This window comes from Streptomyces monticola, from assembly GCF_042665355.1.
GTDB classification, from domain to species: Bacteria; Actinomycetota; Actinomycetes; order Streptomycetales; family Streptomycetaceae; genus Streptomyces; species Streptomyces monticola.
Genome location: NZ_JBHTCF010000005.1, coordinates 65,800 through 84,265 on the forward strand (window position 1 = coordinate 65,800; position 18,466 = coordinate 84,265).

The 18,466-nt window shown below is 70.3% G+C and carries 17 protein-coding genes and 2 tRNA genes; 7 read left to right on the forward strand and 12 right to left on the reverse strand.

What is annotated here, in order from left to right; all coding sequences use genetic code 11:
- Window positions 1-113 precede the first annotated feature (113 nt).
- Window positions 114-626, forward strand: coding sequence for a DUF3592 domain-containing protein (locus ACFQVC_RS14055; RefSeq protein WP_381830703.1), 513 nt, complete (start codon window positions 114-116; stop codon window positions 624-626).
- Window positions 627-711: 85 nt separating this feature from the next.
- Window positions 712-2,364, forward strand: a complete 1,653-nt coding sequence (locus ACFQVC_RS14060; RefSeq protein WP_381830705.1) for an AMP-binding protein — start codon at window positions 712-714, stop codon at window positions 2,362-2,364.
- A 303-nt stretch (window positions 2,365-2,667) separates the two neighbouring features.
- Here the strand turns inward: ACFQVC_RS14060 and ACFQVC_RS14065 are convergent.
- The 6 genes from ACFQVC_RS14065 to ehuB form a co-directional block, all read right to left on the reverse strand.
- Window positions 2,668-2,741, reverse strand: a tRNA-Lys gene (locus ACFQVC_RS14065).
- Window positions 2,742-2,812: 71 nt separating this feature from the next.
- Window positions 2,813-3,571 (reverse strand): IclR family transcriptional regulator domain-containing protein, encoded by a 759-nt coding sequence (locus ACFQVC_RS14070; RefSeq protein ID WP_381830707.1) that lies wholly within the window; start codon window positions 3,569-3,571, stop codon window positions 2,813-2,815.
- A 200-nt stretch (window positions 3,572-3,771) separates the two neighbouring features.
- Window positions 3,772-4,596 carry an ectoine/hydroxyectoine ABC transporter ATP-binding protein EhuA gene (gene ehuA, locus ACFQVC_RS14075; RefSeq protein ID WP_381830709.1) on the reverse strand — a complete coding sequence of 275 codons (825 nt, stop codon included), beginning with the start codon at window positions 4,594-4,596 and terminating at the stop codon, window positions 3,772-3,774.
- Complete coding sequence (gene ehuD, locus ACFQVC_RS14080) at window positions 4,586-5,236, reverse strand: ectoine/hydroxyectoine ABC transporter permease subunit EhuD (protein WP_381830711.1); 651 nt, start codon at window positions 5,234-5,236, stop codon at window positions 4,586-4,588. Before ehuD ends, ehuA begins: the two co-directional genes overlap by 11 nt.
- A complete protein-coding gene (gene ehuC, locus ACFQVC_RS14085) occupies window positions 5,236-5,976 on the reverse strand; it encodes an ectoine/hydroxyectoine ABC transporter permease subunit EhuC (protein ID WP_381830713.1) in 741 nt (246 codons plus the stop codon). The genes ehuD and ehuC overlap by 1 nt, the downstream gene beginning before the upstream one ends.
- A complete protein-coding gene (ehuB, locus tag ACFQVC_RS14090; RefSeq protein WP_381830715.1) occupies window positions 5,973-6,899 on the reverse strand; it encodes an ectoine/hydroxyectoine ABC transporter substrate-binding protein EhuB in 927 nt (308 codons plus the stop codon). The genes ehuC and ehuB overlap by 4 nt, the downstream gene beginning before the upstream one ends.
- A 163-nt stretch (window positions 6,900-7,062) precedes the next feature.
- Between ehuB and ACFQVC_RS14095 the strand changes: the two genes are divergently transcribed.
- Window positions 7,063-7,551 carry a DUF3830 family protein gene (locus ACFQVC_RS14095; protein ID WP_381830717.1) on the forward strand — a complete coding sequence of 163 codons (489 nt, stop codon included), beginning with the start codon at window positions 7,063-7,065 and terminating at the stop codon, window positions 7,549-7,551.
- A gap of 38 nt (window positions 7,552-7,589) precedes the next feature.
- Here ACFQVC_RS14095 and ACFQVC_RS14100 read toward each other — a convergent pair whose 3' ends face one another.
- Together ACFQVC_RS14100 and ACFQVC_RS14105 are read right to left on the reverse strand one after the other, a co-directional pair.
- Window positions 7,590-9,008, reverse strand: coding sequence for an amidase (locus ACFQVC_RS14100; RefSeq protein ID WP_381830719.1), 1,419 nt, complete (start codon window positions 9,006-9,008; stop codon window positions 7,590-7,592).
- 30 nt (window positions 9,009-9,038) lie between these two features.
- Window positions 9,039-9,986: a D-2-hydroxyacid dehydrogenase gene (locus ACFQVC_RS14105; protein WP_381830721.1), complete on the reverse strand. Its 948-nt coding sequence runs from the start codon at window positions 9,984-9,986 to the stop codon at window positions 9,039-9,041.
- Between the two features lie 299 nt (window positions 9,987-10,285).
- Here ACFQVC_RS14105 and ACFQVC_RS14110 point away from each other — a divergent pair, with 299 nt between their 5' ends.
- The 3 genes from ACFQVC_RS14110 (at window position 10,286) to ACFQVC_RS14120 (ending at window position 13,364) form a co-directional block, all read left to right on the forward strand.
- A complete protein-coding gene (locus ACFQVC_RS14110) occupies window positions 10,286-11,173 on the forward strand; it encodes a maleate cis-trans isomerase family protein (RefSeq protein WP_381830722.1) in 888 nt (295 codons plus the stop codon).
- A 32-nt stretch (window positions 11,174-11,205) separates the two neighbouring features.
- Window positions 11,206-11,943: a maleate cis-trans isomerase family protein gene (locus ACFQVC_RS14115; RefSeq protein WP_381830723.1), complete on the forward strand. Its 738-nt coding sequence runs from the start codon at window positions 11,206-11,208 to the stop codon at window positions 11,941-11,943.
- 365 nt (window positions 11,944-12,308) lie between these two features.
- On the forward strand, window positions 12,309-13,364 hold the full coding sequence (locus tag ACFQVC_RS14120; RefSeq protein ID WP_381831042.1) for an LLM class flavin-dependent oxidoreductase: 1,056 nt from the start codon (window positions 12,309-12,311) through the stop codon (window positions 13,362-13,364).
- Window positions 13,365-13,459: 95 nt separating this feature from the next.
- On the opposite strand, the gene ACFQVC_RS14125 is transcribed toward ACFQVC_RS14120, so the two are convergent.
- Window positions 13,460-15,361, reverse strand: coding sequence for a putative bifunctional diguanylate cyclase/phosphodiesterase (locus tag ACFQVC_RS14125; RefSeq protein ID WP_381830724.1), 1,902 nt, complete (start codon window positions 15,359-15,361; stop codon window positions 13,460-13,462).
- Window positions 15,362-15,740: 379 nt separating this feature from the next.
- On the opposite strand from ACFQVC_RS14125, the gene ACFQVC_RS14130 reads away from it, so the two are divergent.
- The gene (locus tag ACFQVC_RS14130; protein ID WP_381830725.1) at window positions 15,741-16,994 is read left to right on the forward strand and encodes a M6 family metalloprotease domain-containing protein; all 1,254 of its coding nucleotides are present in this window, start codon (window positions 15,741-15,743) and stop codon (window positions 16,992-16,994) included.
- A gap of 167 nt (window positions 16,995-17,161) precedes the next feature.
- On the opposite strand, the gene ACFQVC_RS14135 is transcribed toward ACFQVC_RS14130, so the two are convergent.
- From ACFQVC_RS14135 to ACFQVC_RS14145, 3 genes are all read right to left on the reverse strand, one after another.
- Window positions 17,162-17,235: transfer RNA gene (locus tag ACFQVC_RS14135), tRNA-Lys, on the reverse strand.
- Window positions 17,226-17,867 (reverse strand): bifunctional DNA primase/polymerase, encoded by a 642-nt coding sequence (locus tag ACFQVC_RS14140; protein ID WP_381830726.1) that lies wholly within the window; start codon window positions 17,865-17,867, stop codon window positions 17,226-17,228. The genes ACFQVC_RS14135 and ACFQVC_RS14140 overlap by 10 nt, the downstream gene beginning before the upstream one ends.
- Before the next feature lie 199 nt (window positions 17,868-18,066).
- On the reverse strand, window positions 18,067-18,408 hold the full coding sequence (locus ACFQVC_RS14145; RefSeq protein ID WP_381830727.1) for a hypothetical protein: 342 nt from the start codon (window positions 18,406-18,408) through the stop codon (window positions 18,067-18,069).
- Window positions 18,409-18,466: the final 58 nt, after the last annotated feature.

Here is an 18,466-nt window from a genome sequence, read left to right on the forward strand (position 1 = left end):
CAGATCTTGCTCAGATCCGGGTTCTTCCCCCATCGGTCCGGGCAGTCACGGTCTGCGCGCGCCGCGCACCCATGGTGCGGCGCGCGCGGTACCGGACTACGGGGGACACCAGCATGGACGCACTCTTCTACGTCATACCGTCACTCATCGCGGTGGTGGCCGTCTGCTGCGGCGTACGAGTGATCAGCAGGTCGCTGCAGCTGCGCCGGGCCTGGGGCAGCGGGCTCGTGGCCGAGGCGCGGTGTCTGCGGACGTTCACGACGACCCGCAGGCACGACAGCCACGTGACCACCACCCTGCATCACGTCTACGAGTTCACCACGAGCGACGGCCGCACCGTCCGCTTCGAGGAGGAGAACGGGCCCGCCACGATCGTGGAGGGTGACATCGTGCCGGTCCACTACACGGCCGAGCACCCCGACCAGGCCACGGCCCACGGCCCGCGGCGGGCCGCCAACACCGCTGCCACGGTTGGCGTTCTGGTCTTCCTCGGAGTCGTCGTGGCGTTCTGCGTCGCCTTTATGACGTCGTTCACGACCGACTTCGGCTGGGCGGGCGATGACCCGGGCTTCGGCGATGACCCCGGCTTCGGCGATGACCCCGGCTTCGGCGAAGAGCTGCCCTGAGCCGATCACGGGCCGGGCGCCATCCCGGCCCGGGCGCCATTCCGACCCTCCACATCTGACGGTACGTCAATTACCGTGCGGCCTCATGGAGATGACCGTCGCAGAGCTCGTGCACGCCCAGTGGGGCGACCACCGGCCGGGCCTGGCATTCCAGGGCGGCGCGCTCAGCCACCACCAGGTGGCCGCGGGTGCCGCCGCCAGAGCCGCCCTCCTCGCCGAGCTGCAGCCACCAGGAGCGGAGCCGCATGTCGGCGTACTGCTCGACAACACCCCGGAATTCCCGCTGTGGCTGAGCGCGGCGGCCCTCGCCGGCGCGGCCGTCGCCGGGATCAACCCCACGCGCCGCGGCGCCGAGCTGGCCCGCGACATCCAGCACACCGAATGCCGCCTCCTGGTCACCGAGCGAACGCACCTTCCGCTGCTCGAAGGCCTCCAACTCCCTGGCGTACGTGTCCTGGTGACCGACACCGAGGAATACGCCGCCCTCCTCGCCGGATTCGAGGGCGCCAAGCCGGGTGAGGCGGTCATCGCCCCGCCGGGGCCCAAGAGCCGGATGCTGCTCTACTTCACATCCGGCTCGACCGGTGCGCCCAAGGCCGCGATCTGTACGCAGGGGCGGCTCGCGGCGGCCGGGCGGTCCCTTGTCGGCCAGTTCGGAGTGGTCCGGGAGGACGTGCACTACATCTGCATGCCGATGTTCCACGGCAACGCGGTGATCGCCGACTGGGCCCCGGCACTCGCCGCCGGCGCGTCCGTGGCGCTGCGCCGTACGTTCTCCGCCTCCGGCTTCCTCGACGACGTACGGGCGTACGGCGCCACGTACTTCACGTATGTCGGCCGCGCCGTGCAGTACATCCTGGCCACGCCCGAACGCCCCGACGACCGGGACAATCCGCTGCGCATGGGCTTCGGCACGGAGGCGGGTGCGGTGGACGCGGCCCGCTTCACCGAGCGGTTCGGGGTGCGGCTCGTGGAGGGGTACGGCTCCTCCGAGGGCGGCGCCGCGATCCAGCGCACCCCGGGTACGCCCAAGGGCGCCATCGGCCGTGCGGCACCCGGGGACGACCTCGCGGTGGTCGACCCGCAGACTGCGGCCGAATGCCCGCCGGCCCGCTTCGACGACGCCGGGAAGCTGCTCAACGGCGACGAGGCGATAGGGGAGTTGGTCAACCGTGGCCGCAACCCCTTCGAGGGCTACTGGCGCAACCCCGAGGCCGACGCGGCACGGGTGCGCGGGGGCTGGTACTGGACGGGCGATCTGTTCTTCCGGGACGCCGACGGCTATCTCCACTTCGCCGGGCGCACCGACGACCGGCTGCGCGTCGACAGTGAGAACCTGGCGGCGGCCATGATCGAGAGCATTCTCGCCCGGTACGCCGACGCCGCGGCGGTCGCCGTCTACGCGGTGCCCGACCCGGTGGCGGGGGACCAGGTGATGGCCACGCTCGCGCTCCACGGCGCTTTCGACCCGGACGCCTTCGCCGCGTTCCTCGCGGGGCAGGGTGACTTGGGGCCGAAAATGGTCCCTCGTTTCGTGCGGGTGGTGGAGCGGATGCCGGTCACGGCCACCAACAAGGTGCACCGTGTCGCCCTGCGCCGTGAGGGCTTCCGCTGCCCCGACCCGGTGTGGTGGCGTCCGGGCGACGAGCCGGCGTACGAGCCGCTCGGCCCCGCCGCCGTCCAGGCGCTGCTCGCGCGCTACCGGGAACAGGGCCGCGAGGACCTTCTCGGACGCTGAGGCGGGCGGGCGGGGCCTGCGCGGGGCACACCCACGGGCAGTTACGCGGTCCACTCCCACCGGCGGTGATCCAGGGTCCACTCCCACCGGCGGTGATCCGGGGTCCACGCCCGCCCGAGCGCCGGTCGAGCGCGTGGCCCTTCACTGGAAGCAGCCGGAACACACGGCCTCCCCGACGGGCCACCGCCCCGCCACGTTTCCCCCCGCTGGCGGGGCGGTCGCTCAGGGAGGCACCTTGACCCCCCCCTGTGGAACGCACTGAGGCCCTCCTCGCAGCTGCGAGGAGGGCCTCAGTGTTGTCTGTGCGCCGCCAGGGACTCGAACCCCGGACCCGCTGATTAAGAGTCAGCTGCTCTAACCAACTGAGCTAGCGGCGCCTGCTGACTCGTAAATACTACCTGGTCCCAAGGGGTGCTCTGGACCACGCACGGTGGGCCGGAGCGGGCGCCTAGATCGCCAGGGAGAGCAGCACGGGAGCCGCGCCGCGGTTCAGGGTGTCCGCGGCGGCGCGCAGCCGGTGGGCGTGCTCGATCGGCATCGAGAGGGCGAGGCAGCCGACCGAGGATCCCGCGGTGATCGGGACGGCGGCGCAGACCGTGCCCACGGCGTACTCCTGCAGGTCGAGGACCGGGACCGTGGGCGGCTGGGCGTCCAGCTTGCTGAAGAGCAGCCGCTCGTTCGTGATCGTCCGGGAGGTGAGCCGGGCCGGCTTGTGGCGGGAGAGATGGTCCCGGCGGCCGTTCAGATCCAGCTGGGTGAGCAGGCTCTTGCCGACCGCGCTCGCATGGGCGGCGGAGCGGAAGTCGACCCACTCATTGACCGCGGGGGCACCGGGCCCGGCCGCGAACTGGGTGATCTTGACCTCGCCGTCGATATAACGGCTGATATAGACCGCGGCGCCGACCGAGTCGCGCAGGCGGTCCAGGGTGATCTGCAGCTGGTCGCTTATCGCCTGCTTGTGCCCCGCGGTGGAGCCGAGGCGGGCGAGCGAGTCGCCGGTGACATACGCGCCGTCGGCCACCTGCTGTACGTACCCCTCGCGGCGGAGCATCAGAAGCAGCGACGACAGCGCCCTGATGGGCAGCCCGGTCTCGCGCGCGATCTGCACATCGGTCACGCCGGTGCGGTGTCGCGACACGGTTTCGAGCACACGCAGGGCGTGCTGCACCGAGTGGTACGGCGCGGTCGAGTCTGGCTTCAGCGCCACGGTATCCCCCTGCATGGACCGGTTCCGGACAGCTGGGCTCGGTACCACGATAGCCGTCAAGCGCCATATCCGTAGGGGCTGTTGACGAGATTGGTGGCGCGATCCTGACCTCATGCATGCCGCATAAGCAGGAACGCGCCACCCTGGCATATGCCAGGGTCAGACCCTGGCGCCACGACCTCGACGGTTACCCCGCGCGCTCAGAGAACCGCGCTCAGGAACTCCCGGGTCCGCTCATGATCGGGCTCGCCGAAGATCTTCTCCGGGGACCCCGACTCGATGACACGGCCGGAATCGAACATGAGCACCTGGTCCGAAATATCACGCGCGAAATTCATCTCGTGCGTGACGCAGAGCATGGTGATGTCCGTGGAGTGCGCGATGTCCCGCAGGACGTCGAGCACGCCCGCCACCAGCTCCGGGTCGAGGGCCGACGTGACCTCGTCGAGGAGCAGAACCTGGGGGCGCATGGCGAGCGCCCGCGCGATGGCCACGCGCTGCTGCTGGCCACCGGAGAGCTGGGTGGGGTAGGCGTCGCAGCGGTCGCCGAGGCCCACCAGGTCGAGCAGCTCGCGGGCCCGCTCCTCGGCCTCGTCCTTGGAGAGCCCGAGCACATGCACCGGGGCCTCCATGATGTTCCGCAGCACCTTCATGTTGGGGAACAGATTGAACTGCTGGAACACCATGCCGATGTTCTTGCGCACCTCACGGGTGTGCTTCTCGCCGGCCGGGACCAGCTTGCCGTTCTTCTGCTCGTGCGTGAGGTAGTCCCCGTTGACCTTGATGGTGCCCTCGTCGGGCTTCATCAGGGTCATCAGGAGCCGCAGGATCGTGGTCTTGCCGGAGCCCGAGGGACCGATCAGGGTCACGTGCTTGCCGGACGCCACGGAGAAGTCGAGACCGTCGAGCACGGTGTTGCTGCCGAAGCGCTTGGTGACCTTGTCGAAGCGGATCAGCTCGCTGCCGTCGACGGCGGGGTTGGAGGTTTCCTTGGCGGGATTCGTGGGGGTGCTGTCAGCGGACAAGACGACGCTCCAGGGCTCGGAGGAGGAGAGAGGCCGGGTAGGCGATGACGATGAAGGCGATACCGACGACGAAGAGCGGCTCGACCATCTGGAAGGTGATGGAGCCGAACTGCTTCGCCTCGCCGAGCATTTCGAGGACACCGATCGTGGAGATCAGCGGCGAGTCCTTGAGCATCGCGATGACGTAGTTGCCGAGCGCCGGTACGACGCGTCGGATGGCCTGCGGCAGGATCACCGAGAACCAGGTGCGGGCGCGCGGCAGGCTGAGGGCGGTGGCCGCCTCCCACTGGCCGGCGGGCACACCGTCGATTCCGGCGCGGTAGACCTCCGCGGTGTACGTCGAGTAATGCAGCCCGAGACCGATGACGCCGGTGGTCAGCGCCGAGAGGGTGAGGCCCCACTCGGGCAGGACGAAGTACAGGAAGAACAGCTGCACCAGCAGCGGGGTGTTGCGGATGAACTCGGTGATCACGGTCACCGGCCAGCGCACCACCTTCAGGGGCGAACGCTGGGCGAGGGCCCAGACCAGACCCAGGACGAAGGCGACGATGACGCTGAGCGCCAGGGCCTGGAGCGTGACGAACACGCCGTCCCAGAACTTCGGCATGAAGTCGCCGACTGCGGACCAATCCCACTTCATCAGGACCCCCCGGTTCCGGAGCCGACCCACGTGCGGGCGAGGTCGTTCTCCTGCCGCAGCGAGAGCTTGCGGCGCTTAGGCTTGGCCTGGCCGATGCCGGCCTTGGCGTGCCGCTCGAGCGCCCGCATGCCGCGGGTCAGGACGAAGGCGAGCACGAAGTACATGAGCAGGATGATCGTGTAGATCGGGCCGCTCTGGCCGGTGGCGTTACGGATCAGCTGGGCCGCGAAGCTGATGTCGCCGACGCCCAGGATCGAGACCAGGGCCGTGCCCTTGAGCAGCTCGATCAGCAGGTTGTTCAGGGGCGGGATCATCTCGGGCCAGGCCTGCGGAAGGATCACCTTCCGCATCTGCTGCGCGGGCGTGAAGCTCAGTGCGATCCCCGCCTCGCGCTGAGCCGGTGCCACGGCGCCGATGGCTCCCCGGACGATCTCGGAGCCGTAGGCCCCGTAGGTGAGACCCATGGCGAGCACCGCGGCCCACATGGGAACGAGCTGCCAGCCGAAGCCCATCGGCAGCGCGAAGAACACCAGGAACATAAAGACGAGCGCGGACGTGCCGCGGAATATCTCGAAGTAGGCGCCGGACAGGAACCGCACGATCCACAGGCGGTGGGTGCGGGCCAGGCCGATGACGAGGGCCACCACGGCGCCGAGCGCGGCGCTGTAGACGGTCAGCTGGACCGTGATCCACAACCCCTTGAAGAGGAGCTCCCAGAGCCCTGGGGTGATATCGCTCATGGCTTGCACTTCTCCTCGGCGCGGATGTCGGTCATCTGGTCCTTGGTGAAGCCGAACGGCCGCATGATCTCCAGGAGTTCACCGCTGCGCTTGAGTTTGTGCAGCTCGCGGTTGAACGCGTCGCGCAGGGTGGTCTCCGGCGTGCGGAACGCGAAGCCGCCGACATCGATGACCGGCTTGCCGTCCACATAGGGAGTGACCTCGGAGGTCGCCTCGACCTCGTCGGTCTTCGCCTGCTCGACGGCGTTGCGCACCGTGACCGCGGTGCCGACGAATACGTCGATACGGCCCTGCTGTACGGCGAGCAGCCCGGCGAGCTGGTCGGGCAGGGTGCCGATGTCCTTGACGCCGGCCTCCTCCGCGTAGCCGATCTCCGCATAGCCGACGCCGGTCGCCATCTTGGCGCCGGTCCTGGCGATGTCCTTGTAGGAGCGCAGCTTCTTCGGGTTGCCCTTGCGCACGATGAACGCGTCGAGCATCTGGTACTCGGGGTCGGCGAAGATCACCTGCTTGCAGCGGTCGGGGTTGATGTACATACCGGCCGCGACCACATCGAACTGCAGTGAGTTGAGGCCCGAGATGAGCGAGCCGAACTCGATGGGAAATGGCTCAACATTGTCGACGCCGAGCTCCTTGAAGATCCGCCTCGCGATCGCCGGAGAGGAGCCGGTCATCTTCCCGTCCGTACCGATGTAGCTGTACGGCTGCTCTCCGGCGAGCCCGAGGCGCACCGTTCCCTTGGCCTTCAACTGCTCCAGTAGGTGCCCTCCGTCACCGGTGTCCGCGGTGGCCACGCGGCTGCATCCGCTGGTCGCGCCGACCGCGCCGACGGCACCGAGAGCGGCCGCTCCCGCGAGCAGTGAGCGCCGGCGCAGACCGCCGTTCCTTGTGCTTCCTGAGTTGTTCCCCATTGGTGGAGCCATGGGCGCGCGGCTACCCGACTCGGCAGAAGATATGCCGATCGTTTTCAGTCCTTGATCTGGACGCACTCCTTCCGCACTCAGCGCAACCGAAGAGTTCCGCCCCGTGCGCAAGTCCTGAGGGGATGCTTCACTGTTGATCCGCAAAGCATCGATAGGAGGTCAAATGCCCGACCGCCACATCGAAGTCTCGCTCGACAAGCGCGGGGTGAGCTGCACCGCCAAGCTGCTCGACGACCGTGCGCCCCGCACCTGCCAGGCGGTGTGGGACGCGCTCCCGCTCGGCTCGGACGTCTACCACGCGAAATACGCGCGCAATGAGATCTACGCCCTCTTTCCGGCTTTCGCGCCCGAGGAACCGCCCCTGGAAAACCCAACGATCACGCCTATCCCGGGCGACCTCTGCTATTTCACCTTCACCGGAACGGAATTGGGCACAAAGTCCTACGGATACGGCTCCGAGCAACGCGGCACGGTCGTCGATCTGGCCCTCTTCTATGAACGCAACAACCTGCTGATCAACGCAGATGTCGGTTATGTCCCCGGCATTGTGTGGGGGCAGGTGGTCGACGGCCTCGACCGGATGGCCGAGGCCTGTCAGGACCTGTGGCGGGCCGGAGCCCTGGGGGAGTCCCTCAACTTCCGCCGCGCGTAGGGAAGTTCAGCCGGGCTGGAGTTCAGTGGGGCTGGAGTTCAGCCGCCGGCCGGGGTGACGAGTTCGGGGGCCGGGATGTCCGCCGCCCCCGACTCGTACAGCGCGTGCGCCGCCCGCAGCACCAGCGCGTCCGCGTGCCGGGCGGCCACCAGCTGCACCCCGATCGGAAGCCCCGCCTCGTCCACACCGCAGGGCACGGTGGCCGCGGGCTGCTGGGTGAGGTTGAAGGGGTAGGTGAACGGGGTCCAGCCGGTCCAGCGCCGGTGCCCCGAGCCCTTGGGCACCTCGGCCCCCGCCTCGAACGCGGTGATCGGCATCGTCGGCGTGACGAGCAGGTCGTACGTGGAGTGGAACTGCCCCATTTTCCGGCCCAGTTCCATGCGGACGTCCACGGCGGCCAGATAGTCGAGCGCGCTGTACCGCGCCCCGCGCGCACAGATCTCCCGCAACCCCGGGTCGAGTTCGGCCCGCTGCTCCTTGCTGAAGTGCTCGGTGACGCGGGCCGCGCCGCTGAACCACAGGGTGTGGAAGGCCTCCACCGGGTCGGTGAAGTCGGGGTCGGCCTCCTCGACGTACGCCCCCAGGGAGGCGAGCTTCTCCACCGCACGGCGGACCGCCGCCGCCACCGTGGGCCGCACCGCGACCTGCCCGCCGAGCGAGGGCGAATAGGCGATCCGCAGCCCTCGTACGCCCTCGGCCAGACCGCTCTGGAACGTGACGTCGACCGGCCCGAGGCCCGACCAGTCACGGGTGTCGGGACCGCTGATCACATCCATCACCAGGGCCGCGTCCGCCGCGTCCCGGGTCATCGGGCCCACATGCGCGAGCGTCCCGAAGGCGCTGGCCGGATAGAGCGGTACGCGGCCGTAGGTGGGCTTCAGGGCGAAGACGCCGCAGAACGAACCGGGGATGCGCACGCTGCCGCCGCCGTCCGTGCCCAGCGCCACCGGGCCCGCGCCGAGCGCCACCGCCGCCGCGCCGCCGCCGCTGGAGCCGCCCGCGGTGCGCGCCGGGTCGTACGGGTTGCCGGTGACACCGCTGACCGGGGAGTCCGTCACACCCTTCCAGCCGAACTCGGGTGTCGTGGTCTTGCCGAGGAAGACCGCGCCGTGCTCACGGAGCCGGGCCACGGACGGGGCGTCCTCGTTCCAATCCCCTTCCGCGGAGATCGCCTTGGAGCCGCGGAAGGTCGGACCGCCGCGCTGCAGGAGGATGTCCTTGACCGACACCGGCACTCCGTCGAGCAGCCCGAGCGGCTCACCGCGCCGCCAGCGCACGGCCGACTCCTCGGCCTGCGCGAGGGCCGCTTCGGCGTCGACACGGACGAAGGCGTTGACCGCGGGCTCGGTCGTCGCGATCCGGTCAAGGGCCGCGCGAGTCGCCTCCACCGGGCTCGACTCGCCCTTGCGGTATCGGTCGATGAGCTGCACCGCGGTGAGGTTGCCGAGCTCGGTCATCCGCCCTCCAGAGATCACTTACGGCATGGATCAGTGCCCGGGGACATACCCACGTTTCTTGTCGATCACGTTGCTCAGCGGCTTTCCGGCCGCCCAACGCTCGTACAAGTCGAGGAACTGCACCGCGAGTTCATCCCGCCAGCCGACGATGTCGCCGCTCATGTGCGGTGAGACGAAAAGGCCCGGCACCTCCCACAGCGGGCTGTCGGCGGGCAGCGGCTCCTCCTCGAAGACATCGAGGGCGGCCCCCGCGATCCAGCGCTTCTCCAGGGCGGCCACCAGATCGGCCTCGACCACGAGCTGCCCGCGCCCGACGTTGATGAACCGCGCGGAGGGCGACATCACGTCGAAGCGCCGCGCGTCGAACATGCCGCGGGTCTCCTCGGTCAGCGGCGCCACCGACACCACCCAGTCGGCGCGGGCCAGAAGCCGGTCCAGGTCGTCCGGGCCGTGGATGCCGGTGCGCGGGGTGCGCCCGACGATCGCCACCTGGATGCCGAGGGCCTTCAGGGTCCTGGCGATGGCCTGCCCGATCGGGCCCGAGCCGACCACACAGGCACGAGTACCCCCGACCCGCTGTGTCTCACGGTGCTGCCAGCGGTGCGCGCGCTGCAGTTCCCAGGTGCGCGGCAGCTCCTTGGCGAAGGACAGCACGAGCCCGGCGACGTACTCCGCGATGGGCTGGTCGAAGATGCCCCGCGCGTTGGTCACCACCGTGTCGGACTCGACCAGTTCGGGGCAGAGCAGATGGTCGGCACCGGCGCTCGCGGTGTGCACCCAGCGCGGCCGCGGGCCCTCGCCGGGCCAGGCGTGGCGCACCGCGTGCGAACTGAAGTCCCAGACCAGGAGCACATCGGCGAGCGGCAGCTGCTCGGCGAGCGTGGACTCGTCGGCATGCAGCACGCGGGCGCGCCCGGTGAGCTGGCCGAGCCGTGGCAGAGGTTCCGCGTCCAGGACCAGAAGGGTTGGTTCGGACATCGGGGGGAAACCGTTTTGCAATGCGATTCCGCTTCCCTTGAGAAGTCGGCCGACGAGCGGCCGGGGCCGTCTGAGATGCGCGGATTGACCACGCTGGCACCGGAACCTACCTTCGTCAACAAGGGCACTCCACGAGAGCCTCCCAACCCCTACAGTTTTCACAGGGCGCCTCGTTTCTCACGAAGGCCACCGGTTTCTCTGTCCCGACGTCCCGGCGAGTGCCGGCTCCCCAGAACTCCATCCGGCCTCTGGCCGGCCCTCCTCTCCCACCTGCCTCATCTCGCAGAACAGGGCCTGTCATGGACGTCTCCTTCCTGGGTGGTCCACACCCACAACGCGGCATCGGCATCGTCGCCCCTTTTGATTTCGCCCTCGACCGGGAGCTGTGGCGCTGGGTCCCCGACGAGGTATCGCTGTATCTCACGCGTACTCCGTACGTCCCCGTCGAGGTCAGCCTTGACCTGGCGCGTCTGGTCAGTGAGCACCAGACCCTGCGTGAGGCGGTGCTCGCCCTGAGTGCCGCCGAGCCGGAAGTCATCGCGTACGCCTGCACATCGGGCAGCTTCGTGGACGGCATGGTCGGCGAGCGCACCATGAGCGCGGCCATGGAGGCCTCGGGCGAGACCCCGTCGCTGACCACGTCGGGCGCTCTGCTCGAAGCGCTCGCGGAACTGGGCGCCCGGCGTATCGCCCTGGTGACGCCGTACACCCAGTCGGTCACCCAGGCCCTTGAGGACTATCTCGCGGAGGCCGGAATCACGGTCGTGGGCCGGTCGAGTCTGGGCCTCACCCGGCACATCTGGAAGGTGCCGTACCGCGAAGTCGTCGACATGGCGAGGGCGGCGGTGCAGGGCGAGGCCGACGCCCTCTTCATCAGCTGCACCAACCTGCCGACGTACGACGCCATTCCGCAGCTCGAGGCGGAGCTGAGGATGCCGGTGATCTCGGCCAACCAGGTCACGATGTGGTCCGCCCTGCGCCGCCTGGGGGCCTGTGCCGTGGGGCCCTACCAGGCGCTGCTCGACGACTCGGCGCGGCGCATGCTGGTGCCGGAGGCCCAGGGAGCCGACGCTCCGGCGCCGGCCGGAGCGACAGCGGAGCCGCCGCTGTCGGAACCACCGGGCTACCCGGAGCCCCCGGCGTTTCCGGAGCCTCCGGTACTCCCGGATTTTCCGGGTACCGAGTAACGCAGCACCGCCGAGCAGCACGGAGGACGCAGATGACCGCACTCGGATTCCTCTACCCAGGCCATTCCGCCGAGGACGACTACCCGCGCATCGAGCAGTTGCTCGGCAGCGACATCCGCCTCGCCCTGATCCACACGGACATCGGCGAGGACGCCCACCGGGTCGACGCGCTCCTGAAGATGGGCGCCCCCGAACGGCTCGCGGGCGGCATCGAGGAGCTGCGCCTCTCCGGGGCGGAAGCGGTCGTATGGGCCTGCACGTCGGGCAGCTTCGTCTTCGGCTGGGAGGGCGCGCACGAACAGGTCCGAGGCCTGGCCAAGGCGGCGGGCCTGCCCGCCTCCAGCACGTCCTTCGCGTTCGCCCACGCGGCCCGCGAGCTGCGGGCCGACCGTGTGGCCATCGCGGCCACCTACCCCGAGGACGTGGCCGAGCACTTCGTCGAGTTCCTGCGCGCCGACGGCGTGGAGGTCGTCGGCATGCGCGGCAGCGGCATCATCACCGCCGCCGAGGTGGGCACCTGGGGATGGGACGAGGTGCTCGCCCTGGCCCGCGCCGGCGACCACCCCGACGCCCAGGCCCTGCTCATGCCGGACACGGCCCTGCACACGGCGGCCTATGTCCGTGACCTGGAGGACGACCTCGGCAAGCCGGTCCTGACGGCCAACCAGGTCACGGTGTGGGAGGCGCTGCGCCTCGTCGGCCGCCGCGTGAACGCCCCGGCGCTTGGAGCCCTGTTCACCAAGGAGCCGATCGTGCAGGTACACGGGTGAGCGACCGCCGGCGTACGGCGGGGTGAGGGCGCCCCGGTGGAGGCGCCCCGGTGGCGGGAGGCGGATGCCCGGTGAACACGCGCCGGGAACGTCCGGTGCCGGTGGGCACGCGCCGGGAACGTCCGGTGCCGGTGGGCACGCGCCGGGAACGTCCGGTGCCGGTGGGCACGCGCCGGGAACGTCCGGTGCCGGTGGGCACGCGCCGGGAACGTCCGGTACCGGTGGGCACGCGCCGGGAACATCCGGTACCGGAGGGCACGCGCCGGGAATAAACGGAGACAGCCTCCTGTTGGCCCCTGCTGCACCCCGAGTACGTACGCAGCGCAGGAGGCACCCCGGTGAGCAACGGAATCCACGGCACCCCGATGGGCGAGGCACCCGTCCCTCTCTCCGTGCTCGACCTGGCCACGGTGGGCGCGGGCCGTACCGCGGCCGACGCCCTGCACACCGGAGTGCGGATCGCCCGGCTCGCCGAGAGCCGCGGATTCCACCGCTACTGGGTGGCCGAGCACCACTCGATGCCCGGTGTCGCCTCCTCGTCGCCGGCCGTGATCCTCGCCCATCTCGCCGCCCACACCGAGCGCATCCGCCTCGGCTCGGGCGGTGTGATGCTGCCCAACCACGCCCCGCTCGTGATCGCCGAGCAGTTCGGCACCCTGGAGGCGCTCGCCCCCGGCCGGATCGACCTGGGCCTCGGCCGCGCTCCCGGCACGGACGGCGCGACGGCCGCGGCCCTGCGCCGCACCGACCGGCTCAACGAAGGCGCGGACGACTTCCCGCAGCAGCTGGCCGAGTTGACCCACTTCCTGGACGACGACTTCCCGGACGGCCACGCGTACTCCCGTATCCACGCGGTTCCCGGACCCGTGCAGGCGACCTCGCCCGGCGGCGTGCAGTCCAAGGACCGGCCGTCGGTCTGGCTGCTCGGCTCCTCCGGCTTCAGCGCACGCCTCGCCGGCATGCTCGGTCTGCCCTTCGCCTTCGCGCACCACTTCTCGGCGCAGAACACGGTGCCCGCGCTCGACCTCTACCGTGACTCCTTCCGCCCCTCCGCCGTACTCGACAAGCCGTACGCGCTGATCGGCGCCGCCGCGCTCGCCGCGGACGACGACCGGGAGGCCCGCCGCCAGGTCCTCACCGGCGCCCTCTCCATGGTCCGGCTGCGCACCGGGCGGCCCGGCCTCGTCCCCTCGCCCGAGGAGGCGGAGGCCTATGAATTCAGCTCCCTGGAGAGGGAGTTCGTGGACAGCTGGCTGAAGAACGTCATCCACGGCACCCCGGACGAGGTCCGCACGGGCCTCGACGATCTGCAGAAGCGCACCGGGGCCGACGAGTTGATGCTCACGGCCAACGCCCACAGCGGCGACGCGCGCGTCCGCTCGTACGAACTCATCGCGGACGCCTACGGGTTGCCCCGCTAAGCGCCCCGCGGGGTTTCCCGTACGGCATCCGCGGCCGCGTCGTGGCCGGCCGCGCGGTTCCCCGTGCTCTGATTGGGCACGGGGAACCGGACCGCTCAGCTCCCGCTCGCCGGAACCGCCGCCCCGAGGAGCGCGGAGATACGATCCGCCGCCACCGCACGGGAGTAGAGCCAGCCCTGTCCCGTGTCGCAGCCGATCCGGCGCAGCCGCTCGGCCTGCTCCGAGGTCTCCACGCACTCCGCGGTGACCGACAGGCCCAGTTTGTGGGCTAGTTGGACCAGGGCCTCGACGATCGTCTCGTCGGCCGGGTTGGGATGCCCCTGCCCGTCGGCCGCCTCGTACTGGAAACCGCGGACGAAGGAACCGTCCAGTTTCAGTACGGAGACGGGAAGGCGGCTCAGATAGGCGAGGTTGGAGTAGCCGGTGCCGAAGTCGTCGATGGCGATGTGCACCCCCATGTCGCTGAGCGCCTGCAGGGCCTGCAACGGACGCCCGGCCGAGCCCATCACCGCCGACTCGGTGAGCTCCAGCTGCAGCAGCCCGGGGGCGAGCCCGGTCTCGGCGAGGATCTCCGCGACATCCGCGACCAGGTCGGAGTCCCACACCTGACGCACCGCCACATTCACGCTGACGAACACCGGCGGCACATCCGGGTGCTCCAGCTGCCAGCGCCTGGCCTGGCGGCAGGCGGTGCGCAGCACCCACCGGCCCAGCTGCACGATCGAGCCGTCCTCCTCGGCCAGTGCGATGAACCGATTCGGCGGCAGGGTGCCGAACTGCGGGTGGTGCCAGCGCACCAGCGCCTCGACGCCACGCACCTCGCCCTCCGCCAGACCCACCAACGGCTGGTACTCCAGGGCGAATTCACCCCGCTCGACGGCCGGGCGCAGCGTCGACGACAGGGCCTGACGGGTCATCCGGTGGGCGTTGCGCTCCGGGTCGAAGAGGGTCCAGCGGGCCTTGCCGTCCTCCTTCGCCCAGTAGAGCGTGGTGTCGGCGGCCTGCATCAGACCGGTCGCCCCGGTGCCCGCCGCGCGCCGCTCCACGACACCGATGGAGGCCGAAAGCGAGAGCCGCTGCCCCGACAGGTCGAAGGGCTCCTGAAGGGTCTTCAGAACCGATTCGGCGAGATCGGCCAGCTGCTCGGTCCCGGTGGAGTCCTCGACGAGCAGCGCGAACTCGTCACCGCCGAGCCGCGCCACGAGAGGCGCGCCGGTCCGCCCGTACCCGGCCTGGTCCGCGCAGTGCGTCAGCCGCCCGGCGACGGCCGCGAGGAGACGGTCGCCGGTGCGGTGCCCGAGCGTGTCGTTGACCGCCTTGAAGCCGTCGAGGTCGAGATAGCACAGGCCGATCCGGCCGGTGCCGCCCTCCTCGTACGACGCCGACTCGAGCGCTGCCGCGAGCCGCTCGAAGAACAGCGTGCGATTGGGCAGCCGGGTCACCGGGTCGTGCATCTGCAGATGGCGCAGCTGGGCCTGGAGCTCACGGCGCGCGCTGATGTCGGCGACCGCGAGCAGCACGACGGCGCTGCCGGGCACCGGTGACACGGTCACCTGGGCCCACAGCGAATGCCCGTCGGGGTGCTTCAGACGCCGGGTGCAGCGCAGTCTGGCCTGTCTGCCGCGCAGTACTTCGCGGTACGCGTGCCAGGTGCGCGCATCGGATGCCAGGTCCACCAGGTCGGCGGCGACCTGCCCGGTGAGGTCGGCCGCCGGGGTGCCGACAAGGGTGCCGAGCGCGTCGTTGGCCGAGCTGACACAGCCCTCGCGGTCGACGACGGCCATGGCGAACTGGGCTGCGTGAAAGGCGGCCCGGTAGTCGCGCAGCTCGGCGGCGCTGCGGCCGACGAGCTCGGGACTCGTGACGCCGCGCGCCCCGGGCTCGGCCGCCGGGGATGTGTGACGCTCTGTGACGGCCTGCCGTTCCGTGATGGTCGGCCGGACGGCATGGGGTGCCGCCGCTGCCGTGGGCGCCGGCCCTTCGGACGTTCCGCTCACCGCTCGCTCCCGCAGGGCAGTTGGTTCTCGTACAGATCTGGTCGGGGTTGGTCGGCCGGAAAGTGTGCCGATCATAGAGGCTGGCCGGAGGGGCGATCCAGCTCCGCCACAGTAGTCAGCACTCCGGAGGGACACGCTCCGGATTCCGTTGCCACGACTGACTGTTGCTGCCCGATCGTTTCTGCTCGACGGGGTCCGGATCGAGGCGCCAACTGATGCGTCGTGATCGCTTGCGACGATGCCCTCCCGGTCGTCATGACGGTCCGTGATTGCTTGGGTCATTGCCCGCTCACTCGACCGGGTCACCGAAACAGGGCGAAGTTCAACAAATCAACACAGGCTGGGTGAGGTGTTCCGCCGTCCGCACCCGGAGGTCGACGTGCCGCGTCAGCACCCCCCTCGGGGACTCCCTCGTGAAGGGGAGTCCTCACCCCGCGCGCGCAGCGTCGCGGCCACCCTCACCTCGCTCGCGGCGCTCGCCGCCACCTCCCTGGTGGCCGGCCCCGCGAGCGCCGAACCGTTCGCGGGGCCCTGTGCCCTCGAGCGCACTTCGGCCCATCACTCGGAGGGACTCGACAGCTGGAACGCCGCCTACCCCAAGCCCGAGCGCAGCCTCGACGCGCTGATGGTGTTCCTCTCCTTCCCCGACTCGGTCCCGCTGGTCACGCCGGAGGAGCTCACCGCGGACTACTTCCCGACCACCAGCCGCTTCTTCGAGCGCGCCTCGTACGGCCGCTTCGTCCTGAAGCCGCACCCGCAGCGCGACTGGATCGAGATGCCCGAGGACTCGCTCTCGTACGAAATAGAGCGTGACTGGGACGCCGCGCACCGCAGCGCGTATCTGCGCGACGCCCTCAAGGCGTCCGATCCCTCGGTGGACTTCAGCAAGTACGACATCGTCTATTTCGTCGCCGACCCGGACGCCCCCGGCGTCGACTCGGACGCCACCAAGGTGGTCAACTTCGACCGCCCGCTGCGGGCCGACGGCACCGAGGTCAAGCGGATCGTCACGGTCTTCGAGCAGCACCCGCCGGACCGCAACGTCCTGGCCCACGAGACCGGCCATGTCTTCGACCTGCCCGACCTCTACCACCGCCCCCAGGACGGCAAGGGCGACTGGGACACCTACGTCGGCGACTGGGACGTCATGGGCAGCCAGTTCGGGCTCGCCCCCGATCTCTTCGGCTGGCACAAGTGGAAGCTCGGCTGGCTCGATCCGCAGCAGGTGCACTGTGTGCAGGGCGAGGGTGACGGCCTGGTCACCCTGGAGCCGCTGTCGGGCACCGCGGTCGCGGGCCAGTCGGGCGGCACCCGGCTCGCGGTGGTACGCACCGGCCGTGACTCCGCCATCGCCATCGAGGCCCGCGGCGCCGGCGGCAATGACCGGGCGACCTGCACCGAGGGCGTCCTGATCTACCGGGTGCGCAACGAGACGGCCTCCGGCGGCGGCCCCGTCGAGGTCGTCGACGCCCACCCCGGCTCGGAGGCCTGCTGGGACGAATCGGTCTACCCGCCCCTCGCGGACGCGCCGGTGCGGGTGGGCGAGAGCTTCACGGTGCCGGGCGAGAGCGTCAAGGTGCAGGTACTCGACCGCTCACGGTCGGGGTCCTGGACGGTGAAGGTGACGGCGTGAGGCGGCGTGCGGCGGTGTAATTCCAGGGTTCCGGGCTCCGGATTCGTGGCTCCGGGCGGTGGAATTCCGCTTCGGGGGGGGTGACTTACCCGGCTCGGCGTGGGGATTTCCCGGTGGGGAACGCAATGCAAAAGGCCCTCGCTTTCGCGAGGGCCTTTCACCGTCTGTGCGCCGCCAGGGACTCGAACCCCGGACCCGCTGATTAAGAGTCAGCTGCTCTAACCAACTGAGCTAGCGGCGCCTGCTGACGTCGTAGACCTTAGCATCCTGATCGGCGGGAGGAAAAATCGATATGCGCACCGCGGCGCCCGCGATCGCGCGGGCCGCCCGCACGCCCGCCCAGAGCAGCACCTCGGGCCCGGGCAGCCAGGGCTGACGGGTGTCGGGGGCCACCAGCCAGCGGGAACCGAGCCGGGCGGCGGGTGCGGCGTCCGCGGGGGCGGTCGGCGCCGGGACCGTGACCGCGTCGCCGGTGCCGTGGCACAGAGGGGCCGGTACGGCGGGGCTCCACTCCTCCCAGGCGAGCAGCGAGGGCAGGCGCTGGGCCGTGCCGGGCGAGGCGAAGAGCAGCATGCGGCCGCGGTGCGCGGCGACCGGACCCGAGCCGGGGCCCTCGTCCCATAAACGGTCGAGCATTCGCCGCCCGAAGACCGCGGGCACGCTCACCACGTCGAAGGCGGAGCCGCAGGGGAGTACGACGGGGGCGCCGGGGCGCGTCTCCCAGAGGGCGAGGGTGCTGCGCGGGTACGGGGTCGCGGAGGCGAGCCAGGCGGCGCCGTCCGAGGTGACCTGAGTGGCGCGGTCGAGCAGGGGGCCGGGGGCCGCGGGGTTCGGGGCGGGGGGTTCGCTGAGGTGGGTCTGCCGTGCGCTCATGGCAATTAGATTTACCGGCCGTGAGCGTTCCGTTTCTGTGGGTTGGCGGAAACCGGGACAGCGTGGGCCGCGGTGGAGTACCTTGCCCCTCCGGCATATGCCAAGAGATCTTGTGGGGGCCGGTGGGAGCGGCTTGCCGAGGCGTCCTGCCGGGCTCCTGGCTCGCCGTCCGCCCGGTTCCGGCCAGGCTTCTGCCGGCCTACTGCTGTGTGCCCGTACGCAGCAGCTCCCGGCCGAATTCGACCATCTTCTTGGCGTAGTCCTCGGTCCAGTCCGCCCGCTCCGCGATCGCCGCGGTCGTCAGGCGGTCGAACCGCCGGGGATCGGCCAGCTGTGCCGCCGCGATGGCCTGGAACTCCACGGACCGGTCGGTCGCGGCCCTGAAGGCGAGCGTCAGCTCGGTCGCCCGGGCCAGCAGTTCCCTGGGGTCCTCGATCGACTCCAGGTCGAAGAAGTGCTCCGGGTCGGCGGTTGCCTCCGTCGGTTCGAAGAGCAGCGGTGCCGGTCGCAGCCGCGGCTCGGTCCGCTCGGGCTCCGCCATGCCTGCCTCCTGGTACGTGGTGCGTGTTCCGTGTGGGCGCTCGCGTGCGGGTTCACGC

Bases quoted from the DNA above. Each gene is read 5' to 3' on its own strand.
- ACFQVC_RS14055 (WP_381830703.1), top strand. From the start codon at position 114: ATGGACGCACTCTTCTACGTCATACCGTCACTCATCGCGGTGGTGGCC.
- ACFQVC_RS14060 (WP_381830705.1), top strand. From the start codon at position 712: ATGGAGATGACCGTCGCAGAGCTCGTGCACGCCCAGTGGGGCGACCAC.
- ehuD (WP_381830711.1), bottom strand. From the start codon at position 5,236: ATGAAGTGGGATTGGTCCGCAGTCGGCGACTTCATGCCGAAGTTCTGG.
- ehuC (WP_381830713.1), bottom strand. From the start codon at position 5,976: ATGAGCGATATCACCCCAGGGCTCTGGGAGCTCCTCTTCAAGGGGTTG.
- ehuB (WP_381830715.1), bottom strand. From the start codon at position 6,899: ATGGCTCCACCAATGGGGAACAACTCAGGAAGCACAAGGAACGGCGGT.
- ACFQVC_RS14095 (WP_381830717.1), top strand. From the start codon at position 7,063: ATGCCCGACCGCCACATCGAAGTCTCGCTCGACAAGCGCGGGGTGAGC.
- ACFQVC_RS14100 (WP_381830719.1), bottom strand. From the start codon at position 9,008: ATGACCGAGCTCGGCAACCTCACCGCGGTGCAGCTCATCGACCGATAC.
- ACFQVC_RS14105 (WP_381830721.1), bottom strand. From the start codon at position 9,986: ATGTCCGAACCAACCCTTCTGGTCCTGGACGCGGAACCTCTGCCACGG.
- ACFQVC_RS14110 (WP_381830722.1), top strand. From the start codon at position 10,286: ATGGACGTCTCCTTCCTGGGTGGTCCACACCCACAACGCGGCATCGGC.
- ACFQVC_RS14115 (WP_381830723.1), top strand. From the start codon at position 11,206: ATGACCGCACTCGGATTCCTCTACCCAGGCCATTCCGCCGAGGACGAC.
- ACFQVC_RS14120 (WP_381831042.1), top strand. From the start codon at position 12,309: ATGGGCGAGGCACCCGTCCCTCTCTCCGTGCTCGACCTGGCCACGGTG.
- ACFQVC_RS14140 (WP_381830726.1), bottom strand. From the start codon at position 17,867: ATGAGCGCACGGCAGACCCACCTCAGCGAACCCCCCGCCCCGAACCCC.
- ACFQVC_RS14145 (WP_381830727.1), bottom strand. From the start codon at position 18,408: ATGGCGGAGCCCGAGCGGACCGAGCCGCGGCTGCGACCGGCACCGCTG.